This window comes from Paenibacillus apiarius, from assembly GCF_017052585.1.
Taxonomy (GTDB): Bacteria; Bacillota; Bacilli; order Paenibacillales; family Paenibacillaceae; genus Paenibacillus_B; species Paenibacillus_B apiarius.
In genome coordinates, this window is sequence record NZ_JAFFHZ010000001.1 from 2,964,345 (window position 1) to 2,988,420 (window position 24,076).

17 protein-coding genes and 2 CRISPR repeat arrays are annotated in these 24,076 nt (G+C 50.6%); of the genes, 16 read left to right on the plus strand and 1 reads right to left on the minus strand.

The annotated features are described in order from the left end of the window. Positions 1-50: 50 nt before the first annotated feature. Positions 51-2,777: an aconitate hydratase AcnA gene (gene acnA, locus JSQ80_RS13560; protein ID WP_206095641.1), complete on the minus strand. Its 2,727-nt coding sequence runs from the start codon at positions 2,775-2,777 to the stop codon at positions 51-53. Positions 2,778-3,112: 335 nt separating this feature from the next. Between acnA and JSQ80_RS13565 the strand changes: the two genes are divergently transcribed. From JSQ80_RS13565 to JSQ80_RS13640, 16 genes are all read left to right on the plus strand, one after another. Beyond that, positions 3,113-4,108: an amidase domain-containing protein gene (locus JSQ80_RS13565; RefSeq protein ID WP_206095642.1), complete on the plus strand. Its 996-nt coding sequence runs from the start codon at positions 3,113-3,115 to the stop codon at positions 4,106-4,108. A 137-nt stretch (positions 4,109-4,245) separates the two neighbouring features. Beyond that, the gene (locus JSQ80_RS13570) at positions 4,246-5,361 is read left to right on the plus strand and encodes a D-alanine--D-alanine ligase (protein ID WP_206095643.1); all 1,116 of its coding nucleotides are present in this window, start codon (positions 4,246-4,248) and stop codon (positions 5,359-5,361) included. 330 nt (positions 5,362-5,691) lie between these two features. Further along, complete coding sequence (locus tag JSQ80_RS13575; protein ID WP_087431653.1) at positions 5,692-6,396, plus strand: response regulator transcription factor; 705 nt, start codon at positions 5,692-5,694, stop codon at positions 6,394-6,396. Then, positions 6,393-7,871 carry a sensor histidine kinase gene (locus JSQ80_RS13580; RefSeq protein ID WP_206095644.1) on the plus strand — a complete coding sequence of 493 codons (1,479 nt, stop codon included), beginning with the start codon at positions 6,393-6,395 and terminating at the stop codon, positions 7,869-7,871. The genes JSQ80_RS13575 and JSQ80_RS13580 overlap by 4 nt, the downstream gene beginning before the upstream one ends. Then, entirely contained in the window at positions 7,868-8,938 is a 1,071-nt protein-coding gene (locus tag JSQ80_RS13585) for a LolA family protein (RefSeq protein WP_206095645.1), read from the plus strand. Before JSQ80_RS13580 ends, JSQ80_RS13585 begins: the two co-directional genes overlap by 4 nt. A gap of 26 nt (positions 8,939-8,964) precedes the next feature. Continuing rightward, on the plus strand, positions 8,965-9,444 hold the full coding sequence (locus JSQ80_RS13590) for a PH domain-containing protein (protein ID WP_206095646.1): 480 nt from the start codon (positions 8,965-8,967) through the stop codon (positions 9,442-9,444). Next, positions 9,437-10,894 carry a PH domain-containing protein gene (locus JSQ80_RS13595; protein ID WP_206095647.1) on the plus strand — a complete coding sequence of 486 codons (1,458 nt, stop codon included), beginning with the start codon at positions 9,437-9,439 and terminating at the stop codon, positions 10,892-10,894. Before JSQ80_RS13590 ends, JSQ80_RS13595 begins: the two co-directional genes overlap by 8 nt. 196 nt (positions 10,895-11,090) lie before the next feature. Continuing rightward, a CRISPR array of direct repeats spans positions 11,091-11,386; the repeat unit is 30 nt. A 359-nt stretch (positions 11,387-11,745) separates the two neighbouring features. After that, positions 11,746-12,240: a CRISPR direct-repeat array (repeat unit 30 nt; unit sequence GTTTGTATCGTACCTATAAGGAATTGAAAC). Positions 12,241-12,997: 757 nt separating this feature from the next. Next, the gene (locus JSQ80_RS13600; protein WP_206095648.1) at positions 12,998-13,957 is read left to right on the plus strand and encodes a hypothetical protein; all 960 of its coding nucleotides are present in this window, start codon (positions 12,998-13,000) and stop codon (positions 13,955-13,957) included. Positions 13,958-14,403: 446 nt separating this feature from the next. After that, positions 14,404-14,799 (plus strand): DUF3221 domain-containing protein, encoded by a 396-nt coding sequence (locus JSQ80_RS13605; protein ID WP_206095649.1) that lies wholly within the window; start codon positions 14,404-14,406, stop codon positions 14,797-14,799. A 975-nt stretch (positions 14,800-15,774) separates the two neighbouring features. Further along, a complete protein-coding gene (locus JSQ80_RS13610) occupies positions 15,775-16,689 on the plus strand; it encodes a phosphotransferase (RefSeq protein WP_206095650.1) in 915 nt (304 codons plus the stop codon). Positions 16,690-16,993: 304 nt separating this feature from the next. Then, positions 16,994-17,254 carry an LPXTG cell wall anchor domain-containing protein gene (locus tag JSQ80_RS13615; protein WP_206095651.1) on the plus strand — a complete coding sequence of 87 codons (261 nt, stop codon included), beginning with the start codon at positions 16,994-16,996 and terminating at the stop codon, positions 17,252-17,254. 286 nt (positions 17,255-17,540) lie between these two features. Continuing rightward, positions 17,541-18,218, plus strand: coding sequence for an N-acetylmuramoyl-L-alanine amidase (locus JSQ80_RS13620; RefSeq protein ID WP_206095652.1), 678 nt, complete (start codon positions 17,541-17,543; stop codon positions 18,216-18,218). Between the two features lie 218 nt (positions 18,219-18,436). Then, positions 18,437-19,795, plus strand: a complete 1,359-nt coding sequence (locus tag JSQ80_RS13625; protein WP_206095653.1) for an FAD-dependent oxidoreductase — start codon at positions 18,437-18,439, stop codon at positions 19,793-19,795. Positions 19,796-19,841: 46 nt separating this feature from the next. After that, on the plus strand, positions 19,842-21,134 hold the full coding sequence (locus tag JSQ80_RS13630) for a citrate transporter (RefSeq protein WP_336245736.1): 1,293 nt from the start codon (positions 19,842-19,844) through the stop codon (positions 21,132-21,134). 61 nt (positions 21,135-21,195) lie between these two features. Continuing rightward, positions 21,196-23,343, plus strand: coding sequence for a hydantoinase/oxoprolinase family protein (locus JSQ80_RS13635; RefSeq protein ID WP_206095654.1), 2,148 nt, complete (start codon positions 21,196-21,198; stop codon positions 23,341-23,343). A 12-nt stretch (positions 23,344-23,355) separates the two neighbouring features. Next, complete coding sequence (locus tag JSQ80_RS13640) at positions 23,356-24,045, plus strand: hypothetical protein (RefSeq protein ID WP_206095655.1); 690 nt, start codon at positions 23,356-23,358, stop codon at positions 24,043-24,045. Positions 24,046-24,076: the final 31 nt, after the last annotated feature.

The window sequence follows — 24,076 nt, forward strand, 5'->3', positions numbered from 1 at the left end:
CAATCCGAGAGTGCTGGCAAACTTACTTTATTTAAAAGTAATGCCTGAGATTACGCATGCGAGCGTTCCTGTGCGATCATTTGGCGCAATACGGTCTGCAGGATGCCGCCGTTATGATAGTAGTCCACGTCCACCATGCTGTCGAGGCGGGCTGTGGCAGGGAACTCGAACGTCGTGCCGTCTTCGCGCGTCGCGATAACTTGCAAGGTCTGTCCTGGTTGGATGTCGTTCGACAGTCCTTGAATATCGAACGTTTCGCAGCCGGTCAGTCCGAGCGTTTTCCAGCCTTGGCCATCCTGGAATTGCAGCGGGAGCACGCCCATGCCGACTAGGTTGGAGCGGTGAATACGCTCGAAGCTCTCCGCGATGACGGCTTTCACGCCAAGCAGGAACGTTCCTTTCGCCGCCCAGTCGCGGGAGCTGCCGGTTCCGTATTCTTTGCCTGCGAGGACGATAAGGTTTGTGTCATCGCCTTGATATTTCATCGATGCGTCGTAAATGGACATGACTTCGTCCTGCGGCAAGTATTTCGTAACGCCGCCCTCGGTTCCCGGAGCGATCTGGTTGCGGATGCGGATGTTCGCAAACGTGCCGCGCATCATCACTTCATGGTTACCGCGGCGGGAGCCGTAAGAGTTGAAGTCTTGGCGGCTGACGCCATGGTCAATCAAGTATTGGCCCGCAGGGCTGTCTGCCTTAATGTTGCCTGCCGGGGAAATATGGTCGGTCGTTACGGAGTCGCCTAATAGCGCCAGTACCCGTGCCGCCTTAATATCCTTAATGTCGTTCAGCTCGGAACCGAGGTTCGAGAAGAACGGCGGGTTTTGAATGTATGTCGATTTGGCATCCCATTCGTACAGTTCGCCTTCAGGAACCGGAATGTTGTTCCAGCGTTCGTTTTGCGTAAACACATTCTCGTATTTCGCACGGAACATGGCTGGACTAATCGCTTGGGCAACCGCCTGTTTAATTTCTTCGGAAGAAGGCCAGATGTCTTTCAAGTATACAGGCTGATTGTTCTGATCATAGCCAATCGGTTCGTTCGCCAAGTCGATGTTCACCGTGCCTGCAAGCGCATATGCGACGACAAGCGGAGGAGAAGCAAGGTAGTTCGCCTTCACTTGCGCATGCACGCGGCCCTCGAAGTTGCGGTTACCGGACAATACGGCCGCCACCGTCATATCCTGATCGGCAATCGCCTTGCCCACTTCATCCGGCAATGGGCCGGAGTTCCCGATACATGTCGCGCAGCCATATCCGGCCACATGGAAGCCAAGGGCTTCAAGAGGCTCGATGAGACCCGCTTTTTTCAAATATTCGGTTACGACCAGCGATCCTGGAGTCAAGCTGCTCTTCACATAAGCCGGCTTCTTCAAGCCGCGTTCTACTGCCTTCTTCGCTACCAAGCCGGCGCCGATCATGACGCTAGGGTTGGATGTGTTCGTGCAGCTTGTAATCGCTGCGATGACGACTGCGCCGGTTGTTAATTGGCTCGTTTCGCCGTTCGGATGGGTTACCGGAACTTTTTGTTCGATTTTTTCGTCGCTCAGCCCGTATCCGCCTTTGTCAATCGGCGTGCGTACGATGTCGAGGAACGATTTCTTCATCTCGGTCAATTCAACGCGGTCTTGCGGACGCTTCGGACCGGCCAAGCTCGGCACGATGGAGCTCAGGTCGAGCTCGATGATGTCGGAGAATACCGGATCCGGCGTGTCCGATGTGCGGAACATGCCTTGCGCTGTGTAATAAGCTTTGACGAGCTTGATTTGCTCTTCGGAGCGTCCGGTTAACCGCATGTAGTTCAACGTTTCTTCATCGACAGGGAAGAAGCCGATCGTCGCGCCGTATTCCGGAGCCATATTCGCTACGGTAGCGCGGTCCGCCAAGCTGATGTTGCCAAGTCCCGGACCAAAGAATTCCACGAATTTGCCAACAACACCTTTTTTACGGAGCATTTGCGTTACGGTAAGCGCCAAGTCGGTCGCTGTCGCGCCTTCCGCCAAGCTGCCCGTCAATTTGAAGCCGATAACCTCAGGCGTAACGAAGTAGAGCGGTTGACCGAGCATGCCGGCTTCCGCTTCGATGCCGCCGACGCCCCAGCCCACAACGCCAAGACCGTTAATCATTGTTGTATGCGAATCCGTACCGACGAGGGAATCAGGGAATACTTCGGTAGCGCCGTCTACTTCTTTCGTTGCGGCTACGGATGCCAGATATTCCAGGTTAACTTGGTGCACGATCCCGGTAGCCGGAGGTACGGCTCTAAAATTATCAAATGCCGTCTGTGCCCAGCGCAGGAACCGATAACGCTCTTCATTGCGCTCGAACTCGACGTTCATGTTATATTCCAACGCATCTTTGGAACCGAAAGCATCGACCATAACGGAGTGATCGATAACGAGATCGACCGGCACGAGCGGGTTAATCCGTTTTGGGTCTCCGCCTGCTTGCTTCACGGTGTCGCGCATGGCGGCCAGATCGACGACGACCGGAACCCCAGTGAAGTCTTGAAGCACGATGCGTGCGGGAATGAACGGAATTTCCTTATTCTCATCACGTCCATCCGCCCAATTGGCGATTTGATTGACGTGTTCCTTCGTAATCGCGCGTCCGTCGAATTGGCGAATTGCCGCTTCAAGCAGCACCTTGATGGAGAAAGGGAGCTGATTGACAGAACGGTAGCCTTGGGATTCCAACGCTTCCAAGCTGAAATAACGGTACGCCTTGCCGTCGACGCTAAGTTCGCGCTGTGCGGAAAATGCATCTGTTCTTGCCATAGAAAAAACCTCCTTCTTGGTTTTGCAAAAGTGTATTGCGTAATTGCATCTGGCTGTAAAGTAGTGTAGGTTGTTTCTTTTCTATCTTTGTTTCATTAGATGGAACATGATTTCATAATTTCTTCACACCTTCAGTATATCGCGTTCCAATGAGGCCGTAAAGAGCTTTTCCTGCAAAAAAATGCCTCATTTACGGCTAGCTCAGCTTCTATTTGCAAACGTTCGACATGTGGTTGATAGTTCCTGCATACAATGGATAGCAAAATGCCGCCGCTTCAAGACAGCCTGTCCAAGCTGGTGAGGCCATGCGGCATGTCGGACAAGGAGGCAGTAATATGCGGCAGGATTGGAAAAATACGCTCTATTTATATGTCGATCAGCACAATCGAACCGAAGTCGAGGACAGACAACATGCCGTCTCGGCCCCTATTGCGGATATGGACTATGTGCTTAACGCGAGCGATCGGGCTAAAAGGCTCAAGTCATGGTATCGGGAGCGCGGCACGTCTCCTTTGAAGAGCGAGACAAAAGCCAAGCTCGTTCGGACTCATGAGGGTGACGGGGAAGTGACGGTTGACGTCGAGTTCCACATTCAGCGCGTCTGCGAGCAGCAGGGCGTGTCGCTTTTCGATGAGCGGATTGAAAGGGAACGTTTGACCTTAATGAAGGATGGCGACGGATGGATTATCGGGCGAGTCGAAACACCGGCGCTTGAGCGGCGCGGCAAACGTCTCAAGGGAGAGGCGCACGAGTATGAAGAACGGGGATTTCGTTCCACGCCATTTTTGAACCGTAACGTTCTAGGCGGTGTCCGGACGGCCCGGGCTGTGCCTTACCGCCGCGATAGGGCGGTAGAATATGCCGAGCAGTGGTGGAATGAAGCCAATCCGCGTTTTCTTAGCTTTGAAGTCGATTGCACCAATTATGTCTCCCAATGTCTCTTTGCAGGGGGAGCGCCTATGAACTATACTGGTAGAAGAGAAACGGGCTGGTGGTATAGAGGCATGGTGAACGGACAGGAAGCCTGGAGCTTCAGCTGGGCGGTCGCCGACAGCTTGGAACGGCATTTAACGAACAGCACGAGCGGTCTTAGGGCTGAAATGGTCAGCCATGCAAGCGATTTGCAGCTGGGGGACATTATCGCCTATGATTGGGACGGCAATGGCCATTACCAGCATAATTCAATCGTGACGGCATTTGATGTTAGCGGCATGCCGCTTGTTAATGCCCATACGACGAATAGCCGGCATCGCTACTGGGACTATCAGGATTCCTACGCTTGGACGGAATCGACGCAATACCGCTTTTTCCATATTGTAGATGCTTTCTAGCTGGAATGCTTTTCGCGCATGTTCAAAGAGTCGGATTTTGGAATAACCTCTAAACGATATGCACCTTGACCTGTGAAGCGTTAGACCCGGATCTTTGGAGAGGACAACAGGCGCTCGAGGCGCTGACGGAGGGAATTATGGGACAACAACAGAAATTGCGCGTCGGCTTGGTGTACGGCGGCAAATCGGGGGAGCATGAAGTATCGCTCTCGACGGCTTTCGCCGTAATGGGGGCACTGGATTACGAGAAATACGAGATTGTTCCTTTCTATATTACGAAAATGGGAGAATGGCGCGTCGGCGAACTGCGCAGCGCGCCGTTTCATGATAAAGCAGAGCTGGCGCTGGAATCTTGTGCAGGACGCACCGTGCGCGCGATGGAGATACTGTTCGCCCGCTTGGACGGAGCCCGCGGTCCAGCACACGAAGCGAGCTGCGAAGTAGATGTCATGTTTCCGCTTCTGCACGGTACGAATGGCGAAGACGGCACGATTCAAGGCCTGTTCGAAATGGCGAATGTGCCATATGTGGGCGCGGGCGTGTTGGCGTCTTCCGTCGGGATGGACAAAGCCGTGATGAAGCAAGTATTCGCTCATGCGGGTCTGCCACAGTGCAAATACGTACATTTCATCCGGGCTGGCTGGGAGCATAATCAAGCGGATGTTATCGCACAGATCGAGAACGAGCTCGGCTACCCGTGCTTCGTCAAGCCGGCCAATCTCGGTTCTTCGGTCGGCATCTCCAAAGCGGGCAATTATGGCGAGCTCATCCAAGCCATCGAAACGGCATTGCGCTATGACCGCAAAATCGTGGTGGAGGAGTTCGTTGACGCGCGCGAGGTGGAAGTGAGCGTGCTCGGGAACGACGAGGCTCAGGCGTCCGTGCCGGGCGAAATCGTCTCCTCGAACGATTTCTACGATTACAAGGCGAAGTACATTGACGGTAAATCGCAAATTGTCGTTCCGGCTCCGCTTGACGAGGAACTGCTTGACAGGCTGCGCGATATGGCGGTGCAGGCGTACCGAGCTATCGATGGCTCGGGCTTGTCCCGCGTGGATTTCTTCGTGTGCCGCTCGGATATGCGCATCTTCATTAATGAAGTGAACACGATGCCGGGCTTTACGCCGTTCAGTATGTACCCGCTCATGTGGAAGGAGACGGGGATCGCTTACAGCAAGCTGCTCGACCGTCTGATCCAGCTTGCGTTGGAACGCTATGCAGTGAAGCAGCAATTGAATTACGAGAGTGTGTAATTGCCATGATATATAAATAATAATGGGGCGGATGCCGTTTGACGGCAGCCGCTTTTTTCATGGCGGCAGGAAGCGGACGTTTTGGGGCTTTTGGGTCACGCTGAAGGACGGAGTGAAGAATTAATAGGTAAAATAGGCGAATCCTGCCGGTATGGACCCGCGGGATTTTTGCGTTTCACGGAAATGGGGGGAACATTTACAAGCAAGCGGCTGCAAATTCGGCAGGATGAACGCTTTATAATAGAAGAGACCCGTTTTATAAAGAAAGTATTAAATTCGACGAAGCCTTCCTAATATAGCGATATACTTGAAAATAAGGAGAGGACGAATATGCCAGCACACTTATTGCTTGTTGAAGATGATAGAGAGATAGCCCGTATCGTGCAGGACCATTTGCGCAGGCAGGGCTATAAAGTCACGTGGTCCTCTACGGGGCTGGAAGGTTGGGAGGATTTTCACAACGGCTCCTTCGACTTGGTTATGGTCGATTTGATGCTGCCGGAAATGGACGGATTCACTCTGTGCAAAAATATTCGCCTGAGCAGCAATGTGCCGCTTCTTATCATAAGCGCGCGCCATGAAGACGAAAGCAAGGTGAAAGGGCTGGAACTGGGTGCAGATGACTACGTCACCAAGCCGTTCAGCCTATCCGAGCTATCGGCGCGAATCAGCTCGCACTTGCGGAGATTTCGCCGGTACGAGAGTGAGGAGGTTCAGCCCCGCTTCAAAAAATACGAGGGCGGACTCATTATTGACGAAGATAATCAGCTCGTCACGCTGCACGGTCAACCGATCGCGCTGACGTCGAAAGAATGGGCATTGCTGCAGCTGCTGGCCCAGAATCCGCAGCGGGCTTTTTCAAAGAAGGAATTGTATGAGCATGTGTGGCATCAAGTCAACATCGAGGGCAACAACACGGTATCCGTTCATGTTAAAAGTCTCCGCACCAAGCTGGAAGAGGATATTCGCGACCCGCTATACATTCAGACTGTATGGGGAACAGGCTACCGCTTTATCGGCGAGCTGGCGCCATGAAAATAAAGCATTGGCTGATGGTGTCCTTTCTCGTCGTCATGCTGCTGCCGGTCGTTGCCGGTCTCGTATTTTTTCAACTCGTTCAAGCCTATGACGAGCGCCAAGAATTCAAGGAATACGTAGAGGTGACGGGACGTCTGCAGGAAATAGAGCTATTGCTGCAGGAAGGCGATCTGTACCGGGTGCAGCCTGCAGAGAAGTTCCAAGCCGTGCAGAACGCGGCGAGCCGCTCGCTGAAAATAACTTTGTACCGTGCGGATGGCGTAACTGTATTTTCTTCGAGGGCGGATAATCTTGCTCCGAAGCTGTATCGGGTGAATGCCTCGATTCTATACGAGCATTTATACGAACTGCGCAAGTCCCATCGCGCCTATACGCTCAAAAAGCCTGTTTTTCATCAGGATGAGCTGATTGGCTTCTATGAGATTACGATAGTCCGGGATCAGTGGCTGGAGGCGTTTCAACTTCGGACGTTGCTTGTTGCTGTTGGCTGGGGATTGTTTTTTCTGCTCTTATACGGAGCGGCGTTGTTCGTCATTCACCGCAAGCTGAACCGTCCGATGAACGGGCTGATGAAGCAGATGGCGGCGTTCGCGAAGGGCGAAGCCGTGCCGGCCGTGGCCAGCGTTGCGAAGGATGAGATGGGCGAGCTTATCTCCCGTTTCCATGCGATGCGTACCCAGATTGAACGCGCGCGCCAACATATCGCGGAAGAACAGCGGGAAAGAGAGTATATGGTGGCCTCGCTGTCCCATGATTTGAAGACGCCGCTCACCTCGCTTCATGCCTATGCGGAAGCTTTGCAGCAGGAGGAGGAGTTATCCGAGGAAGAGAAGCGGGAATATTACGCTGTTGTGTTCGACAAGATCGAGCACATGAAGCGGATGCTGGACAACTTGACGATGTATACCGCTCTGAAATCATCTGCGCAGCTCGAAGAACGGGTGGAAGTGGATGGCGACGAAATGTTCGACATGCTCTTTGCCGGATATGGCGAGTTGTGCGCGCAGCGCGGCATCCGGCTTACGACGGAGACCAAGGTTACGGGCTCTTACCTGATGAATGCGCAACAAATGATTCGGCTTGTCGATAACCTCATGAGCAATTCGATTCGGTATACAGGAAGCGGCCAGTCGATCTGGCTGGGAGCCTGTTCGCCGTCTGAGCCGCTTCCGCCTTGGATTTTCCCGGTGATGGCCGAAGAGGTGCGGGCATGGAGAGGCGGCGGCTTGCTCATGCTCGTGCAGAATCAAGGCGGGGCGATTCCGCAAGAGCAAATGGACCGTATATTTGCACCGTTCTATCAAGCCGATTCTTCGCGGACGAAGGCTCATACGGGGAGCTCCGGGCTTGGCCTCAGCATTGCGCAGATGATTGTGGAGAAGCATGACGGCGAGATCCGGATTTGGTCGGAGGCTCCATTCGGGACGCTTGTGGCATGTCGTTTTCAAGCAAACAAGGAGGATCCATCATGATGATTCGTAGCGGACTGAGCTTACTATTAGCCAGCAGCATATTAATAAGCGGATGCCAAGGAGGGACCTTGGGCTTGCAGCTGTCCGGCGAGCAAATCGTCGACAAGGTGCTGGAGGAAGGGAAGGGCAAGATCTCTTATTATGCCGAGAGCACAAGTGTTACCTATGAAAACGGGAAGCGGACAGACGAATTCAAGATGAAGGAATGGCTTGACGCGAACACAGACAGGAAGCGGATCGAGTTGACCACTGGCCATGACAGCAGCATATCGGTGAACGACGGCCGGCAGATCATTGTGCTGGACCGCGTGAAGGGGAAGGCTTTCCGCGTGCAGCTGGATGATCAGGCGCAGCCGCTGACGCAACGGGAGCAGGTCAAGGCGCTGCTGGAGTCGCTGCGGAAAAGTCATGAATTTGAAACGATCGGGGAAGAAAAGGTTGGAGAATGGAATACAATTCATTTCAAGGCCACTGCCAAGAAAAAGAGCGATCTGTTTCAACGCATGGAGCTGTGGATTGATCCGAAATCATGGATGGTATTGAAGAGCGTCTTTGAGAGCGGGCCGATGACATCGGAATCTTTGTATACGAAGCTGGATCTGTCTCCTCAATTCACTGACGATACGTTCACGTTGGAGATTCCCGATGGCGTTGCGGTGCGTGACATCGACAATGCCAATCAGACGAAGAACGTGTCGCTGCCGGAAGCGGAGGCGGCGCTGGGCCAATCGTTTCTGCAATGGAAATCGGTCGGAGGGAAGCTGGCCGGCATCGAGCTTTACGATATGCAGGGCGAGTTGAAGCGAACGGAGATTACGCTGAATTATTGGAAGGATGACAAGCCGTATTTTACGATGAGTGTATTCCCTATCCCGGACGATACAGGCGATAAGATTAACAGTTATTACGGTGAAAAAGTGGAAGTCCGCGGCAAGCCAGGCTCGTATTCAGATACGATGCGATCGGTAATTTGGGATGAAGGCGGGTTACGATACATCATTTATCCGGAGCAAACGGACGTGACACGGGAACAGGTGCTGTCCATTGCAGGCCAATTGCAGCAATAATATATCCGTTGTGAAGGAGTTTTGTTATGTATAACAGACTGACACATAGACTGCATCCCGATTACGTAAAGGCGGCGCGGATCCGCGCTTTTCTTACCCATCTCGTTCTTTTCGCGATGGTTGTGGCCTATGTGCTCGTTGCGCGCGATCAAGGGTGGGTGTTGTATCCGGCCCGGATTGCGCTGGTTCTATTTCTTGTTACATCTATATGGTATATTGTCATCTCGCCTGTGCTGACCTACAGCTATTTCAAATACGAGGTGCGGGAAGAGGAAGTGGAGATTCAATCGGGCATCTTCTTCCGCAAGCACATCCTGGTGCCCATGACTCGCGTGCAGCATGTAGAAAAAGCTAGCGGACCGGTGCTGCGCAAATTCGGGTTGGCCAAAATATCGATCGCAACCGCGGCCACGACTCACGAAATTGAGGGGCTGCAGGCGGCGGCTGCCGAAGCGTTGAAGCAGCGCATTGCGGTACTCGCCCGGGTGGAGGACGACGATGAATAAGGACACGCGCCTGCATCCGTTGTTTATTTTGTTTTCTTTGGCGGACACGGCAACGAAGCTGTGGCCGGTGCTGCTTCTCTTTGCCTTTAAAGGGGCGAAGAACTCACCTCTATTTCTAATCATGGGCGGCGGCGTCCTGCTTCTGTTCCTCATTGCGGACGTAATCAAATGGCGCAGGTTCACCTATCGGATAGAAGCGGATAAGCTGATTATCCGCCACGGGTTGTTCATGCGGGACGAGAAGACGATTTACTTCAGCCGCATCCATTCGGTGCGGGTGGAGCAGCCGCTGCTGCCGCGCCTGTTCGGCATGGCGCAGCTGAAGATTGAGACGCCCGGCGGCAGCGCGGAGGCGGACGGCGTCCTGCCGGCGTTGACGCGTGAGGCGGCTGAGCAGCTGCGCAGCGTGCTGATGCGGCAGGGCAAGGAAGCGGAGCCGTCTGGCGAAGCCGGGGCCGCGGAAGCGGAAGCTCGGGAGCCCCGGGAAGCAGCCGCAGCTCCGCTTCCGGGCCATGACGTCCGCATGACGGCGGGGCAGCTGTTCGTCGCGGCGCTCAGCACGATGAACTTCGGGCTCGTACTGGCGTTCTTCGCCGGAATCATCTCGTTTGCCGATGATATTGCGAAGTTTATCATCCCGCAGAGCGTGTTCGATAAGCTGCGGCAGTTTTACGAGACGAGCGTGTCCGGTCCCATGTCCATCCTCGTTACAATTGCGGGAGCGCTGCTCGTATCGTGGCTTTTGTCGACCGCGCTGTACATCGTCAAATATTATGGCTTTACGGCAGAGCAGCGGGATGGGGAGATCCTCATTACGAACGGACTGTTCGAGAAAAAAATAAATTCGTTCAAGCCGGAGCGCGTGCAGGCGATTGTCGTGAAGGAAAGCCTGCTGCGGCAGGCGATGGGCTATGCGGAGATCGAAGTCCGCGTCTTGTCGGCGGATAAGAAGGAGGCGTTGATGCTGCATCCGTATGTTCCCGTGCGGGAACTTCCGGCGCTGCTGTCCCGGTTCATTCCGGGCTTTGACATCGGCTCCGTGCAGCACCATGCGCCCCGGAGGGCCTGGTGGTACTATTTTCGTTATCAGCTGCTCTTCTTGGTGCTGGCCTTCCTGGGACTATATTGGTTCCAAGGGCCGCTAGCGTATTGGGTGCTGCTGTTGCTTCCCGTGCTGCTGCTGACGGGTTACTTAAGCTTCCGTGACGAAGGAGTGGGACTGCAGGACCGGCAGCTTATCGTGCGGAACCGGATTATCGCCCGCAAAACGTGCTATGTGCTGCGCCCGCAGATCGTGGCGCTGAAGCTGGGCCATACGTATTTTCAGGAGAGGAAGCAGCTGCAGTCCCTGACGGCCCATCTGTTGAACGGCGATTCTTATTCGCTGACCTGCCTGGAGGAGCGGGATTTGCAGGGAGTGTGGCATTGGTATCGCAAAAGGAAAAGGTAGAGTACAGACGTGTCGTCGATCGCCAATCGCGTAAAAAGTGCGGGGGATCGACGACACTTTATTTTTCAGAGAGAAAAGGAGCTTGGTCGAGCTGGGAGTAGATTTGCCAATGAATTCAGATTTTTTATTTTCGTCTAAATGTGGGGAGGAGAGCAATGGCGATGTGGCGAATGCTTTAAGGACAAGGCTTTTTGGGGTTTTGAATGTACATATAAGGAATTGAAACTGTCTTCCTTCCCGTCGAATCGCTTATTAATGCCAAGTTTTGAATGTACCTATAAGGAATTGAAACGCCACCCACGTTCGTTCTTCTCGGTTGACGTGGGATTGTTTTGAATGTACCTATAAGGAATTGGAACTCTGAAATCTCTATTGCCTCTTGAAGCAACGCGGGTGTTTTGAATGTACCTATGAGGAATTGAAACATTCAACAAGTCGATCCCGTACTTCATCTGGCTTCTGTTTTGAACGTACCTATGAGGAATCGAAACATGGTGAATTGAACAATTAATAAAATAACGAGCTTTAAGAAACGAGCTTGTAATTTTATTACAGTGTTATATTGTGTACGTTGCAAGGATAAAAGATAAATAATTCTTAACCAAGACTTTTCCTATTAAGTTGGAAAGAAAAAGTTCTTTTGTGGATCAGTGTCCTCTATAATGTCGTCGACCTCCAATAGCGTATAAAGTACGGGAGATCGACGACATTTTATTTTTCTAAGGAAAATGGAGCGTTTTCGAGCTAGGATGTCATTTTGTAGTTTAAATGAGATGTTCCCTTTTTGATGAACATTGGAAGGAGAATAAGGGATACTTGTCGAAATGCCTTTAAGAGCAAGGTTTTTTTGGGTTTGTATCGTACCTATAAGGAATTGAAACGCCGCCTGCCCGAAGGAAGGCGTTTGTGTCAGCCTGCGTTTGTATCGTACCTATAAGGAATTGAAACATGAATACGTCTGCCGTGATGCCTGCTTGAAACGTGGTTTGTATCGTACCTATAAGGAATTGAAACTTTTTTGAATCGAACCAATTTCGCAGTGGTTCAAAGTTTGTATCGTACCTATAAGGAATTGAAACTTATAATCTCTTCTGCTCGTTTCTTCAATGCTTCTGCCGTTTGTATCGTACCTATAAGGAATTGAAACAGTCAATCGTACATTCCAGTAATGGCCTCGTTTTCGTTTGTATCGTACCTATAAGGAATTGAAACGTGATTCCGTAGATAAGTGCGTTTATTGCTGTATCAGTTTGTATCGTACCTATAAGGAATTGAAACGCTTAGCGACCAAGCTTACTCTGTATGCAATCCCGGGTGGTTGTATCGTACCTATAAGGAATTAAACTCTGCCCCAATGCCACAGTGGGCCCACACGCTCGTCCGGTTTCTATCGTGCCTAAATTCAAAAGGAATGCAGGTACAATGAACAGGCTGAATAATATAACTAAGAAGCTGACGCTTGCTAGAGACAGACGTTAGCTACTGTTTGTTACGATTTAACCTAACTTTACGCCTTAATTTCGAGGACAAAATCATCAATCAGGACAGAAATTACCTGCTTCAGATATCGCTTTTATAAAGATTATTAAACGATTTATAGCAATTTCTCCATTTGTGCAAATCATAAAGGTTCACCTCCTGCTTTTATTCTACGAATCTAGCAATCAATGCCTTGTGTTCAGAGAATCCCGCAAATATGTTTTTTGGCAGTTCCAACCTTTACGCTTGAATTCAGGTTTTCCTCATATCGTTCCCCTAAAGCAAGAACTGTATATTATCTCTTCGCTCATCTTCACATCCTTTTACCATTCTGAGCTCCCTCTTCATATAGGTATTGAAAATGACTGTTCGCGGCAAAAATCATCCAAATATTAGATATTATTGTAATTCATTATGACATTCGATGTTTTTGTCATATTAACGAAACACAATATAACAATCCTTATTTCATGCAAGATTCAAAGACATGTTATCGTGAAAATGTCTCGATAGTTAAAAATATCTAATAAGGAAAGGAGTGAGAAATGAGAAAAGCAGCGGGCATAAGTAATCAACCATTGCAGCAGGAAATTCAACTTTATTAAGATTGGGAGATGAATGTGTATGAATGCCAAAATAAAATTTCTAACAGCAATCATGATGTTAGGTGCTACATTTCTGATGTCGGCAGGAAACATTGCCAGTGCTGACACGGAAGCGATGAACGTAAATAACCAAGTAAGATTGTCCAACTATCAGGCGGTACAGGTTGTTAATATCGAACAATCAGCCAGAAAAGTAATTCCCAATTATGTGCGATATATTCATAACGGTTTGCATCCTAGTGTCAGAGTAGATGTGCTTGATGTGAAATTAATAAATGTGGAAGAAAAAGGTGCTGTTCCAGATTATCCGGTTACATCGGAGCTCATTCAAAGAGGACCGGAGAAATTGGTCGAGACTTTAACGCATGATGCGATTAATAGTAGTTCTTCCGGTGAATTAACGGTTTCGCATACTTTTCAACATGGCGTATCGAACGCTTCCACTCTAACGAAATCTATTACCCATAGCCATAAAGCTGGCGCTAAATTTACTTATAAAACAAAAGCCGAATTTTTAGGCACAGGAGCAGAAGTTGGGGGTGAACTCGCATATGAATATACGAATTCAAATCAAAGCGGAACATCTGATGCAAAAACAATAAATTATGTCATCAGCTCATCTGCATCGGCAAAATTGCCGCCCATGTCCAAGGGGACTTTGATTTCAAGTGTATATTCATCCCCCGTCGTTTATAAAATAAAGAGCCAAAGCTACTTTACTGGAGACGTTCAATTTTCTTACATTTTATCGGACGATGCTCCGGGAGCCGTCCGGACTTTGACTGTTCCATTGTATGATTTATTTGGCAGAGGGGATGAAAATAACGATGTTGCGTTTAAAGATAATCTGTGGGCAAAATCTGTTTGGGATGCTACGGGTAAACAGACGAAAGCATTGATTTTTGAAGGTGCTTCTATATTGAAAATGGACCAGCAATACAGAACGGAGACATACTTGAAGGATGTAAAAGCGCGTTAAGCAGCACGACCTGTTCTTGTGTTTTGTCTAACCAATTGAAATTCTCCCCTTATATTGGTTGCATGTAGAAGCTGAATCATAAAGGTTCACCTCTTGCTTTCACTCTGTGAAACTAGCAATGAAATTGCATGGATTAGATTTCAGAGTCTCTCGAAAATATGTTTTTTACAGTGTTAGCAACCTTGCAAGAATAGATTTTTTTGTAGCCAAAAGAGTTCGTGGCAGGTGGATACTGGAAGTAAATCATTATTGCATAAGAATAATGATTGGTAAAGATGAAATGGATATGATACCCATCTTTTTAATAGCACTTAGGAGCTTGTTCCTAAGTGCTATTTTTATTACTTTGTGACAAAATTATGAAGTATTTGGAAAAATCAAGGATTAACTGCTTATAAAATAGAAATAGGAAAATGTAACCAAAAAATACAAGGAGGTTCATAACTATGAGCACAAAAAAGAAAGTAGTAGCTGTAGCAACCATTCTTACTTTAGGGTTAGGTTTTACAGTAGGATTCACACCGGCTTATGCGCATTCAGACGAATCTTTATCGAAGAGCACTCCTATCTCATCTGTTGAGAAACAGGAACAATCACCCTTCACTGGATATATCATGTCCATTGGCGACAAGTATATGACTGTTGCAGATACTCCCACAAAAGAAGAAGCAGTGCAAGGAGATTGGAGAGAGCTAGTCGATCAAGGCAAAATATTAATTGTTCCTATTCCAGAAGATGGAACATATGTGATAGGAGATAGATTGAATGTCTATTTCAAAGCAATGACTACGTCACTTCCACCAATTGCGATTTCACCTACTATTGAAAAAATAGTAGAGTAATTTATGTGCAAATGCTGGGTTTTAGCTGACATCAGGGGCATAATAGTCAAGACCCCATTTAGCGGCATTGAAAAAAACTAGGCTATAAGCTGCTTCCGGTATGTTACCGGGGGCAGCTTATTTAGTTTTTGTTGTGGTCGACGAGTCAACGAGACATGCTGATTTGGGTGCTAACCTGTCGTGGTAGGCATGGGACGTGTATTGGAAGCCTTGATCGCTGTGAACGATCAAGCTGCGCACGTCTTTCTGCTTTGCAGAGGCTTGTTCAAACGTCTTCAGCACGAGTTCATTACTGTTACGTGAACATAAGCCACAATTTCATTATTGAACAAATCTTTTATCGCCGAGAGGTAAATCCATTGTCCTCCAACCCAATACTGGGTAATATTTGTCACCCAAATCTCACTTGATTTTGTCGCGCGAAAATCCTGTTTTAATAGATTCTTTGCTACACGCTCTCCGGTCGAAGATACTTAGTTATTGCGATGCTTCCGGCGAATCTGTGAACGTAGGCCCAAGATTTGACTGAGCCGCAAAATTTTCTTGTGACTCATCCACACGGCATGGGCTTGAAGTAAGAATTCGGCGGTATCCGTAGACGCCTGATATAGCGTTCATATAGCTGCTGAATAAGTTCTTTCCTTCCTCGTCCCGATCAACATCTTTACGCTTTACAGGTTCACCTCCTGCTTTCATTTTATGAATCTAGCAATGAAATTGTATGGACTGCTTTTCAGAGTCTCTCGAAAATATGACCTGCATTATGACCTTGCAAAGGAATTAAGTCAGAGCAAACAAAAAGACAAGCCTAGATATGGGACATGGGGAAGTATACCGGATTAAGGCTTATCCAACCTTTTTAAACGGAAGGATGCTATATTATATTTAACGGTTCTATGAACATAACTTCGATTAGCCCGAAGATGTACGGTTTGTACAAAAAATAATGTGTAAACGCAGGGGAGGTATAGCAGGGTGAATAAAATTTTTAGCGAAATACCGGATGCCTGTACATGGAACATCGTGGAGGCTGTTCATAAAGGTTGGTCAAAAGATAAGAAGTATTATATCAGAGCTATAGATGGCAGAGATTTGTTACTGAGAATGGCGGACATATCCCAATATGAGAATAAGAAACGGGAATTCGAATCTGTAAGAAAGCTTGATGATATTGATATATTAATGTCCCGGCCGATTGATTTTGGAATTTGCAATAACGGTCAGTCCGTATACTCTTTATTCACGTGGGTCGAAGGAGAGGATGCGATGCAGGTTATTCCTGCACTAAGCGCTAAGGAGCAATATGGGCTCGGCGTTAAAGCAGGGGGATTTTTAAGGAAAATGCATCAAATTCCTGCAGAGAACAATCAGACGTCTTGGGCAGAGTATTATAATGGAAAAATAAATAAATATATATCGAATTATAAAGCATGTGGTATTCATTTAAAGGGTGCAGATAAAATAATCAACTATGTTGAACAAAATCGATATCTATTAGAAAACCGTCCACAGTCTTATCAACATGGTGATTATCATGTCGGAAATATGATTGTTACAAAGTCTGGTGAACTGGGTATCATTGATTTTAATAGGTGTGACTATGGCGACCCATGGGAGGAATTCAACCGTATTACTTGGTGTGCAGGCATGAGTGGAATATTCGCATCGGGCCGCATTAATGGATATTTTAATAACGATGTGCCCGATTTATTCTTTAGATTAATGTCTTTATATATTGCAAGCAACCAACTTTCAACAGTTCACTGGGCGATTCCATTTGGACAAGAAGAAGTTGATATTATGCTGGAACGAGCCGGAAATGTTTTGGATTGGTATGATGAATTTCAAACATACGTGCCGAACTGGTATTTGCCAAACTACACTGAATGAGCATATACCCTTTGAGTCCCTTGAGTATCTATCAGGGAAGTGAATTAATTAGGATAGAGGTTACTTTCTGGGTACAAAAAACATATGATTGTTTTTGTCGTCGACCCCCAATAGCGCAAAAATTCCGGGGTATCGACGACAGTCCGTTTTTACTCTAAAACCTGTAATACCAAGGGTAAATATGTTAAAGTGGTTTTTGAACATCCTTGACTTTCCCATTGTTTCTTTTTCTAAAATGCCGCTATCATAGCTTTTTTACGGGTTTGCAACGTACCTATGAGGAATTGAAACAGGAAGCCAAAGAATGGTTACGCGTGGACGGTACGCGTTTGTAAAGGGCAACCAGGATGGAGAGTCTGACAACAATTCCGACAACGAGGCAGACGCCGGAAATGCAGATGTGAATGGCGATACTGACGCGGTTACGGAATCGGACACACCGAAGGGCACATTGCCGCAGACCGGTGAGGAAGCACCTGCTTCCCCAATCATAGGCTGGCTCTTGTGTGCCGCCGGCGTTGCATTGTGGTACGTGCGGAAAAGAAACAAGCGAGACGCAGCATAACGCTATTTTTTCAACCGCCAAGGATAGATTCCTTGGCGGTTTTTAGCTATTGTTTGCAATGCTCATCGAGAAGGGGAGGTGTTGGAGGAAGCTGGACGTATATTTTACATCTTGATAAACAATCTTTTGGCACGGGACAGATGCAATCGGCGCATTCTATCTTCTCATCATAAAATTTACTATGGAAGATAGAAGCTGAACATCATAGCGATGAAGTCACTCTTTCTTTCGCAATCGGATTTGTTTTCTTCCAGATCAAATTTTTTCTGAAGAGAGCTGATGAAAAGTGACTATCGAAATCAAGCAGCGATTGCTTCCCGACGGGCGGCCGAACAAGCCGAGCCGACCGATGACGCCGCAATATATTACCGTTCATAATACGGATAATACCGCTCCCGGGGCTACGGCCGAAGCGCATAGCCGTTATATATTGAACGGGAGCGGCGGAACGCAGACAAGCTGGCACTACACGGTAGATGACCATGAGATCTACCAGAGTCTGCGGGATAATGAGCAGGGCTGGCACGCCGGCGACGGCAGCGGCCCCGGAAATGCGTCATCCATCGGCATCGAGGTCTGCATGTACCAGGGAATGGACGAGCCGTTGGCATGGCAGCGGGCCGCGGAGCTAATCGCTCTGCTGGCCAAGCGGCACGGCATCGGGCTGAACGCTATCGTACCGCACCGCCACTGGAGCGGGAAGGCGTGCCCGTCCCGTATTCTCCCGCGGTGGCAGGAGTTTATGCAATTGGTAGAAAAGGCAATGAAGGCAAGCGATAAGCTGGTTCCACCTGATATCATCGGCCACTGGGCGGAAGCCTCAATCAGAGCGGTGATTGAGGCCGGAATTATGGTGGGCCGCGACTCCGGAAATTTTGAACCGAATCAGCCAATCACCCGCGCCGAGGTGGCTGTGGTCGCTGAGCGGCTATTGAGACGTAGTGCAAATAAGCCTGGAGAATGAGGCAATGCCCATAACAGATCGCCGGAGCACAAGCTTCGGTGATTTTTTTGCCTTTTATGCGGTAAATCATAGATTTAGAACACTCAGAAAATAATAAACATAATTTTCGGATATATGGAAAATTATTTTCCTGAAAGCATTTACATTAAACTTTTTGTCTGATAGGCTAAGGGTAAGCAGCAATCATACATCACTTAATCAGAAGGAGCGAGGACGGTATGGGGAACAGGCTGAAGTATGATGTGGTGGTCATGGGCGGCGGCATATCGGGAGCGATGGCTGCCGTTGCGGCATCCAGCTTGGGAGCGAAGACCCTGATTGTGGAGTCGCACGGATTTCTGGGCGGGACGCTTACCGCGAATGGGGTAGGCCCGATGATGACATTCCATGCGGGAGAGAAGCTTGCTATTCAAGGGTTTACGGATCAGTTGATTGAACGGCTGAAGAAGCAGGGCAAGTCGCCGGGACATATTTTCGATACGGTCGGCTTCACGTATTCGGTTACCCCGTTCGATGCCGAAGCGATGAAGCATGAGCTGGAGCTGATGGTCACCGAGAGCGGTGGGGAGATTCTGTATCATACGATGCTGGCCGGCGTGAAGACCGAGAGCGGACAAATCGTCAGCATAACGGTATGCAACAAATCCGGTCTGAGCGATATCGAGGCGTCCGTGTTCATCGACGGGACGGGAGACGGCGATTTGTCCGTCGGCGCGGGAGCCGAGTTCACCAAGGGCAGGGAATCCGACGGGGCCATGCAGCCGATGACGTTGAAGATGAAGATGTACAACGTCGATATTCCGAAGGTAAAACAATATATTCACGCCCACCCGGAAGACTTTCCTCTGTATCAGGGCGACACGTCCATTATCGAGAAGGCGCCGCGCTTGTCGGTAGGCGGGTTCGACAGCCTCTTCAAGCTGGCGAAGGAGAGGGGCGAGATCTCGATCCAGCGGGAAAATGTGCTGTTCTTCGAGACGAATAACCCGGGTGAGGTCATTATGAATACGACCCGGATTCTCGGTCATGACCCGACAGATGCATTCAGTCTGAGCAAGGCGGAGATGGAAGGCCGGAAGCAGTGCCGCGAGCTGGAACTGTTCGTGCGCAAGTATATTCCGGGCTTCGAGCATGCGGTCGTGGAATCGACCGGCCCGAGTATCGGCGTTCGGGGATCCCGCCAGATTAAGGGCGTGTATACGCTGACGGCCGAGGATCTGCTGGAGCAGCGGATGTTCGAGGATACGATCGCGCATTCCGGTTATCCGATCGATATCCATAGTCCGGACGGCGAAGGAACGAAGCATCAGAAGCTGGAATGGGGAGGCATGTACAGCATTCCTTACTCCTGCATGATCACGGATTCCGTGCAGAACCTGATCGTCATCGGCAGATGCATTTCGGCCACCTTCGAAGCGCAGGCAGCTATGCGGACGACGCCGACGACGGGGGCGATCGGTCATGCCGGCGGCGTAGCCGCTGCGGCAGCCGCCAAGAACGGCATCCGCGTGCAGGATGTGGACATCAAGGAAGTGCAATCCGTACTCAAAGCACAAGGCGCTTATTTAGAAATATAGATGAACCTAAGCATGATAAGAACTTGATTCGAGAGGGGAAATCATCGTGACATCGTTAATGTGGGTTCAAGCCGTCGGCATTTTACTTGTCTTTCTTGTGTTCGTCGGGTTAATGATGACCCGGAAGCTTCCGACCATTCTCGCCCTGCCCTTGATGGCGATTCTGTTCGCCGTCATCGCCGGCGTGCCGTGGATGTCGAACGATCCCGAGGCGACCACGATTGCCAAGACGATTCTGTCATCCGGCTCGATGCGCCTGTCCGGCGCCATCGCAGGCTTGATATTCGGGGCCTGGTTCGGGCAAATCTTGAATAAAGTCGGCATTACCAAGTCGATTATCCGGAAAGCGGCCGAGCTTGCAGGCGACAAGCCGGTGCTGATCTCGGTCTTGTTTTTCGCAACCGCGTCTATTATTTTCTCGGCGGCCGGAGGCCTGGGCATGGTCATCCTGGTCGGCACGATCGTTATTCCGATTATGCTGACGGCGGGCATTTCCCAGTTCGTCGCCTCTATCGTCGTCATTTCCGCCGTCGGCGTCGGCGCGCTGTTCAACGTCTCCAACTGGGCCGTCTATGTCGATGTGCTCGGCCTCTCGGTTCAGACGATTGCGGATTATACGCTGGTCGCCGCGCTGCCGCTCATTCTCGTATCGTTGGCGATGATTATTTTCTATATCCGGCGGGACGGCAAAGGCCGCAAAGCATGGGCGATGCCGACGGCTTCCGGTGGAGAAGGCAAAAAAGTGCCTGCCTTTGCGCTCATTAGCCCGCTTGTGCCGGTCATTCTCGTCTTTGCGTTCAAGCTCGACATCGTGCCGGCGGTGGTCATCGGCGCGTTAGTTACGATACTGCTGACTTGGCCGAAGCGGCCGATTCATGTCCTGTCCAGCGCGTTGGTGGAAGGGATTCAGGACGTCGCTGGCGCGATGGCGCTCATGATTGGCATCGGCATTCTGTTGAATTCCGTCATGGCGCCGCAGGTATCGGCGCTAATAAGCCCGCTGATTGAAACGGTGCTGCCGACCAGCCCGTTGATGTACATTCTGTTCTTCACGCTGCTGTCTCCGCTCGCCATCTACCGCGGGCCGCTGAACGTATGGGGACTGGGCAGCGGCATTGCCGCCCTGTTCGTCTCGGCGGGCATGACCCCGGTCGCGGCGATGCTGGCACTGCGCGTCGTCAGCAACGTGCAGGCCGTTTCCGACCCGACCAACTCGCATAATGTGTGGGTCGCGGATTTTACGAAGAGCGACATTAACGATATTTTGAAAAAGACGCTTCCTTGGATGATGGTCGCGGTGCTGATTTCGATGGTGTTCGGGTCATTCATGGTCTTTTAGATGAAGAGAGAATCAGGGCGGAGACTTGCGGGTGTCCGCCCGTTGCCGCAGGAGGAGAACGATGGAGAGAAGAAAAGTAAGGGTTGGGATTGATGTCGGAGGCACCTTCACGGATGCGGCCGTCATTGACAATGAGACGTATGAGGTTATCGGGAAGATGAAAATTCCGACGACACATCATGACGAAGACGGTGTGGCGAAAGGAATTGTGCAAATATTGAAGCGGATTTTGGAGAGCGAGGGCATTGCTCCGGACGATGTGACCTTTATCGCCCACGGGACGACGCAAGCGACGAACGCCTTGCTGGAAGGGGACGTGGCCAGAGTTGGCATTATCGGCATGGGTTCCGGCCTTGACGGCATGAGCACGCGATCGGAGTCGAATCCCGGGGACATTGAACTGGCGCCGGGCAAATATTTGAAGACGTACCATACGTACCTCGATTCCAAAAATTTGCGGGATGAGGATATCGAAGCGGCGATTGACAAGCTTGCGCGGCAGGGGGCGGAAGTGATCGTCGCTTCCGAGGCATACAGCGTTGACGATCCGGCTAATGAGCTCCGTGTCGTCGAGATAGCGAACCGCAAAGGCATGTACGCAACAGGCGGGCATGAAATTTCCCAGTTATATGGACTCAAGACACGGACAAGAACGGCGGTCGTAAATGCGTCCCTCATTCCGAAAATGATGGAAACGGCGAACATGACGGAGAAATCCGTCAAAAACGCGAATATTCAATCCCCGCTCATGATTATGCGCTGCGACGGCGGCGTCATGAGCATCGACGAGGTGCGCAAGCGTCCGATTTTGACGATGCTGTCGGGTCTAGCCGCCGGTGTTGCCGGCGTGCTGATGTATGAGAAGGTGTCGGACGGCATCTTTTTCGAGGTCGGCGGCACGAGCGTTGATATTTCCGTCATCAAGAACGGGAAGGTCATGATCAAGAATGCCCAGGTCGGCGGCCACCGGACCTATTTGCAGTCCTTGGATGTCCGGACGCTTGGCATTGCCGGCGGAAGCATGATTAAGGTGGCGAACGGGAAAATCATCGATGTCGGTCCGCGAAGCGCCCATATTGCGGGCAAGGAATACGAGGCGTTCGCCCCGACGGAGGAAATCGTCAATCCGAAGGTCAAGTTCGTCAGCCCGCGGGAAGGGGATCCGGCCGAATATATCATTTTCGAGAGCGAGACCGGCAAGGAATTCTCCTACACGCTGGCCGGTGCGGCCAACATTCTCGGCTATATTCCGGAAGGCGATTACGCGCGGGGGAACAAGGAAGCGGCCGTGCGGGCATGGGAAGCCCTTGCCGCTCATGTCGGCCTGAGCGTCGAGGAGGCCGCCAGACAGGTTATGAATATCGCGATCGACAAGACGATGAAGACCGTCAATGAGATGATCGAGGACTATGAACTGGATCGCTCGTTCGTGACGCTGATCGGCGGCGGAGGCAGCGGCGCCGTGCTCGTCCCGGCGATGGGGGAACGGGAGCGGTTCCGCTTCCAGATCGCGAATAACGCGCCTTACGTATCGACCATCGGCGTCGCCCTGGCGATGGTGAAGGAGCAGTTGGAGAGAACCGTCGTGAACCCGACGGAAGAGGACATCAAGCGCATTCGGTCCGACATCGTCGAGCGCATCGTCCAATCCGGCGCCAGTGAGGATACGGTCGAGGTGACGATCGAGATCGACAGCCAGAAAAACATTTTGCGGGCAGTCGCTACCGGCTCGACAGAGCTTCGCTCCAAAGATCTGGGCCAGCAAGCGCTGTCTGTCGAGGAGATGGCCGCCATCGCCGCCAGCTCGGTCGATCAGCCAGCGGACAGCATGAAGCTGGCATCCCAGTGCGGCCGCTGGAGCCTGTTTGTCTGCGAGGAGACGAAGAAAACGTTCTTCGGCCTGATCAAGAAGAAGACGAACTATGTGAGCGTGTTGGATCGGGAAGGCGTGGTCCGGTTCAAGAAGGGGAATGTTCATTTTGCGAAGGTGGCCAAAGCCGAGTTCGGAAACCGGCTGCAAGATTTTTTGGACGACAATACGATCTACTCCGACGCGAACGCGACGATACCGAAGGTATTCGTCTTTTATCGGGAGAAGATGCTCGATTTGACCGGGATGCAGACGAAGGAGCAGCTGATGTCGATTCTCGAGATCGAGACGGAAATGCTGAAAGAGGAAGAAGAATTGATCGTCATTGCCTATCAGTAAGGAGGGGAAGGTATGCCGGACGAGGTCATCCGTCGCTTGACGGAAGGGGAAGGGTCCGATGAATTGCTGGCGTGCGCGGAGCTGGAGCAGGACCCCCTTTTCCACAAAATACCGAAGGACCGAATTGCGTACTATGTGAGCATGTCGCTGGAGCGGGGCAGAGAGACGGCGGCTGCATACAAGGGCAAGGGCAAGTCCATTCGGGAGCTGTGCCAGATGGAAGGCTTGCAGTATGAAGTGACGAACCAGTCCGGCACATTCCACAACGTCAGCTTCCGCGCGCAGATTGATTTCGCCAAGAATCCGCCGGCGATTATCATCTATGCGTCGTCGCTCCGCGATATGCGGCAGGCTTACCGGTCGGTGATGGGGAATGGATGCGAGGAGCAAGGACAGGAGCTTGATCGGCTCATTGACATTCATTTGGCACATGAGTTTTTTCATTATACAGAGTACCGAGCGGGGCAATTCACGAATGAGACGCTGGAGCCGATTGAGGTTTTCAAGCTTGGAAGCTGGTATACGAAGAGATCAAGCATTGTGAAATGCAGTGAAATCGCGGCGCATGCGTTCTGCAAGACGATGCTGGACCTGCCCTGTTTGCCGAATGCGCTCGACTACGCGTTTCTTGTTCAGACGGGGGCGATGGATGCAGGCGAGCTCCGCCGGAGGGCGGAAAATTGGAAAATGATGCTGGCCTGATTTTCTCATTACCTCCCTTGATATGATATAA